The 4,559-nt window shown below is 57.8% G+C and carries 5 protein-coding genes; 2 read left to right on the top strand and 3 right to left on the bottom strand.

The genetic code is table 11. From position 1 onward, the window contains the following. The 3 genes from AC3XYG_RS36625 to AC3XYG_RS36615 form a co-directional block, all read right to left on the bottom strand. On the bottom strand, window positions 1-2,319 hold a 2,319-nt coding region (locus AC3XYG_RS36625), incomplete at its 3' end, for a hypothetical protein (RefSeq protein ID WP_489144831.1). 331 nt (window positions 2,320-2,650) lie between these two features. Continuing rightward, window positions 2,651-2,863 carry a hypothetical protein gene (locus tag AC3XYG_RS36620; protein ID WP_489144830.1) on the bottom strand — a complete coding sequence of 71 codons (213 nt, stop codon included), beginning with the start codon at window positions 2,861-2,863 and terminating at the stop codon, window positions 2,651-2,653. A 10-nt stretch (window positions 2,864-2,873) separates the two neighbouring features. Continuing rightward, the gene (locus AC3XYG_RS36615; protein WP_489144829.1) at window positions 2,874-3,323 is read right to left on the bottom strand and encodes a thermonuclease family protein; all 450 of its coding nucleotides are present in this window, start codon (window positions 3,321-3,323) and stop codon (window positions 2,874-2,876) included. A gap of 627 nt (window positions 3,324-3,950) precedes the next feature. Here AC3XYG_RS36615 and AC3XYG_RS36610 point away from each other — a divergent pair. Further along, window positions 3,951-4,172, top strand: coding sequence for a hypothetical protein (locus AC3XYG_RS36610; RefSeq protein WP_489144828.1), 222 nt, complete (start codon window positions 3,951-3,953; stop codon window positions 4,170-4,172). Beyond that, on the top strand, window positions 4,169-4,559 hold a 391-nt coding region (locus tag AC3XYG_RS36605), incomplete at its 3' end, for a hypothetical protein (RefSeq protein ID WP_489144827.1). The genes AC3XYG_RS36610 and AC3XYG_RS36605, both read left to right, overlap by 4 nt.

Below are 4,559 nucleotides of genomic sequence, written 5' to 3'. Positions count from 1 at the left end.
TGTGTTGCTGGTGCCAAACGCCACATAAGATCGACCGTTGGCAGTGTCGACGTAGGTCGATCCCACCCGTGTGGGGGAAATCGAGTTCAAAGGGCTCCCTGAGCCTGTAAGCAGCCTCGGTGCCTCTGCCCAGTCGGCACTAGTCGTCCCGTACGCGGTCCAGACGCGCTTATTGATGGTGTCCACGAACACCTCGCCTGCCTGATGCGGCGTGATCGCTCCGACGGGGGTGTTGGTACCGGTGGCAAGATATGGAATTACGTTCCCTGCCGTGTCGCCGGTCGGCGCGCCGGTTGCAGCGAGGCGAAAGTGACCTGTGGTGTCAATCCAGAATGAGCGGTTCGCTAGCTGCAGAAGATCTTGGTTCCAAGCGTTATTGTTTAGGTGCAACGATCCTTTGTAAGTCAGCGTTCCATTATTGTTAGAATTTCCAGCCACCGGAGCATGCCAGACACATCCAGTGTGTGTAACTATTCCGTTTCCCGCAACAGAAACAGAGGTGGTCCGCCCCTCTACGTAATTGTCACGGCAGCCAACGAAATGAATGTCACCACTGTCCTGTACTCTTACAGGATTGTCGGCAGATAAAGAAGATTCTCCATAATATCCGATGATTGTGCCGCCGCTGCAGTTGGCATTAAACCATAGAAGAGCGTTGGATGTACCGGGACCGGTCAGACGCAAGCCGGTTGAAGTAATTTTGGAGCAGGTAAGAAGCTGTGCAGATCCAGCTTTACCAGTGAAATCTAGACCAATGCATTCCTCAAACCGCATGCTGCCACAGTCAACATTTGTCTTTGAGTCTAGGGATTTTGACACTCTGAATGAACCTGACATCGAAGTGCCGTCGATCTGCAGATCCCTTTGGCCAGTCAGCCAACATGAATTCGGCACCGAATTGGAAGCACCTGATCCATCGAAAGGGGTTCCTAGATGGCCTCCGAATATCACGACGCCGTCCGACCAGCATGAATACGGAATAGCAAAAAAATCGCCAAATAACCCAGCCATGCTGGAAATCAACGCTCCAGTCTTTGTCATATTATATGACGTAACATTGATAATCGTTAAATCCTGAACGCCATTATATTTTACGGCGCCGTTGTCGCTCGGGGATGCAGCTGCGGTTGCGATCGAATTCTCGATAGTGACGTATCGAGAATTCGTGACGCCAATGACGCGATCTGGTGCTGACGGGAGGGCCGTCCCTCGGCCATTTGAAAGCAGTCCTCTATAAGCATTAAAAAATGAGCATAGATTAAATTCTATATTACGAATATAGCAATTCGACGCGCACTGAATCTGGATTTTGTCTATGGTTCCACCTTCAATGTTCACATTGTCGGTATTTAGAGCAACGATGACCCAATATTTATCATACGTATACTTGAGTTCATCCTCAAGTGTGATCGACGTTGCGTCGAAGGCCTTGACAAATCCGTGCTCGAAATATGCGCTCTGTGCGCCGGGGATGGGTTGGTCCGCTGCACTGATTTGGCCCCACGGGGTATCGTCGCCATTTTGATTCTCGATACGAACTTTTTCCCCTACTGCCAAACCGGCCATGCCAGTGGTGTTAATTGGAATAATTGATGTGGTCTTTGCCGGCAGTATTCCAGTCGACTCAGAAATATCCTGGATAAGGCAGACTTGCCAATTACCAGTATATCCCCATCGAATTTTCCGATCCAACTGAAGGCCGGTAGCGCTGGCTCCTTGTGGAAGCTTAATCTTGGCATAATCAAAACCAAATTGGTTGACCATCCCGTTACCCAAGTTGTTCGGTGCCAACCGAACAACAACCCAAGCTTGAGCTTGGGCGGCGTTTTGCCAGGCCGTCGAACTGAAATCTCCTGGAATAAAGTCGATTCCTGCCGTCAGGCCACCCGATCCGGGAAATGTGAGGCCGACCTGGAAGGGGTCATTTCGAGTGCTAGTCTCGCCAATAACATGGCCATCGTTCTGGATCCGGCTGTTGCCGCGTAGATAGACCGTGTTGATGGTCCAGTCGCCCGGTGGGACGTACACAGTGTCGAAGAAGTCGACGGCTGCCTGGAATGCCGTAGTGTTCTGAAGCGCGGTTCGGGTGCTGGAGACACCGAGTTGGGCAATATTGCCGATTTCCGCGACGATCTCCCACCAAGCCCCATCAAGGGACTGCAGTTTGCCCGGGTTGGATGGCTCTGGCGTGACTTTTCTGTATGTGGCGTCTCCTCCGTCACCCTCTGAATAGCAACCGCCAACATAAATAAATTGCGTGGTGGAAGGAATAGTCTGAGTCTTCGCAAATTCACGGCTAAGATACCAAGGATCTGGCATTGTCTTCTCCATTCAAAATATATGAAGTGTTACAATAATGCTAAATCAATGATCGATGAAGTGCACATTTTGTTACGTTTTAGCCATAGCGGCTCTACTGGCTTGTTCCGTCCTTTCGCAACAGGTCTTCGCATTTCAGGGAGATCCGCCACCAGGTTTCAGCGCCGTCCTGGTCGCCGTCTCGCCCCAGCCTATCCGCTCGGCTTCGGGCTTCCTCAGGCGCCCGCGAGCCGTGCTGGCGGACGATGATGCCAGCCGATCGCCAAAGATCGAGGTCGCAGGGGATGGGCATCGCTTGCCTGGTCGGCCCTTCTGGTCGGTGGAGTCGCGCCTAGGATGATTGCGCATCCATCTCATCGATCATAGCCTTCACGCACTCAGGATCGCTCGTCTTGAGGAGGATGGTGGCCAGCAGCATCACGCCTGGGGGCACCTGCTCGTCGTCGCCATAGTCAGGCATCAGGAATTGAAAGCCCTCGGCCTCGTCGAAGATGATCGCCGCTTGATTGGGTTTGACGACCATCCCATGGTCGCTGTGCGTCATCTTTCCTCGGTCAGTGTCGATGTTCCTGCCGGAACCGCGCTGGCGCCTCGCAGTTCGCTTGGCCGGCCCGGACGCCGCGGCGGGCGCGCTCTGCCTCCTCCTGCGCGGACAGGTATCTGTTCCCGTTATAGCGGGTCAGTGCCCAGGCCCATCCGGTGCGCACCAATGCGTCCCCGATGCCCTGCTGACCGACCCAGCACTCGGCGACGGTCCGGCCATACCGGTCCCGATCCCGAGTCCGGCAACTGAGTTCGCCGCCGGCGAGGATGGCCGTTAGCCCCTCGGGTGCCTCCGCTCCGATCGCTCGCTCGCGGCCGTCAATCATGCAGGTCTGTCCGCGCTCGGGCGTGTCGTAGCCCCACATCCGGACGCGCTCCCCATCGATTCGGATAGTGTCACCGTCGACCACCTGGAAGCCGGCGAGGGCAGGGGGCGAGAGGGCGGTGGCGATCAGAATCAAGGAGCGAATTCGGACCGAATATTTGAGTCGCATCGCGGTGGGCGCCGTGGACGACGGCCGGATCGGGCAATGTCCGGAACGGAGACACCAGTTTGGCGGCCGCTTGTGGCGCAGAGGGGATGTCGTCCATCGCCTTGTAGCCAGATGTAGCACGCGCACGCTTCATATTTACCAATTCTCCGCCGCTGTAAGTGAATAAATAACAGTTAACTGGCGGTTATTGTAAAAGACTTGGGGCTCAAGCGATATTGATCGGCTACGTCGAACGGTATCGGAACCCAGAAATGATAATCGGACCTGGACAAAAGCTAACCCATTGGAATTGCGCGCGATAGTGGCAGTTATCGCGCTTTGGAAAGCTTGTTGCGCGGCGCGGATCGGGTAGAATCGTCGTCGGCTGACACGATCGGCGCCGCCGCGGCGACGTCCGGGCGACGAGGACGATGACAATGCGAACTGACGACCCGACGCCGCCCGGGGGACCATGCCGCGGTCCTGCAGCTCGGCATCGTCCATCCGGATGCGCAGATCGATCGCGAGGATGGCCGCACCGCCCGCGGCAGGCTGCAGCGCCAGGCCATGAGGGCGAGGCACCTGGCACCGCGGCCCGGCGTTCGCGATCAGCTCGTGGTCACCGACCTTGGTCGCACCATGATCGAGCTTGCCGCGGTCACAGGCCGGCAGTACCGGGACCAGCTTGATCGCTTCCTGCGGGACCATGCCGACGATGACGGTCTCCGCCAGGCGCTGGCCGATGGCTCGCCAGCAGCGATCGCCGCCGCCATCACCCGGATCCGGCAGGAAGAGGCGGCGGCGCTGGCGCGGCTGCGCGCGGCGCTGCAGCCATGACGGACGCAGTCGAGGACGCCGGCACATTGGTAGCCGCTACCATGCCCTGGACGCCGCCGGCGGGGCCGGTGGCCCTGAGCGAGGCGCGCAGGGCCGAGATCATCGGCCTGGCGGAGAGGGCCGATCAGCTGATCGAAGCCTCGCTCGCCGAGAACACGCGCATCGCCTACGGCAAGGCCTGGCGGGCGTGGAGCGAATGGTGCCTGGGCTTCAGCCTCGACCCGACCGGGGCCGACGCATCCGCCGCGGCGGACGGACGCTGGCTAGTGATGCATTTGACCGCGCTCTCGGAAAAGCGCTCGCTGTCGACCATCCTGCTGCGCCGCGCCGCTGTCGTGGCGATCCGCAAGCGGCTGAAGCGGCCGCTGCAGTTCGACGACGCCGAGT

The organism is Inquilinus sp., from assembly GCF_057815775.1.
Note: the sequence above shows the minus strand (reverse complement) of the source record. Positions and strands in the feature narration are given on the sequence as shown.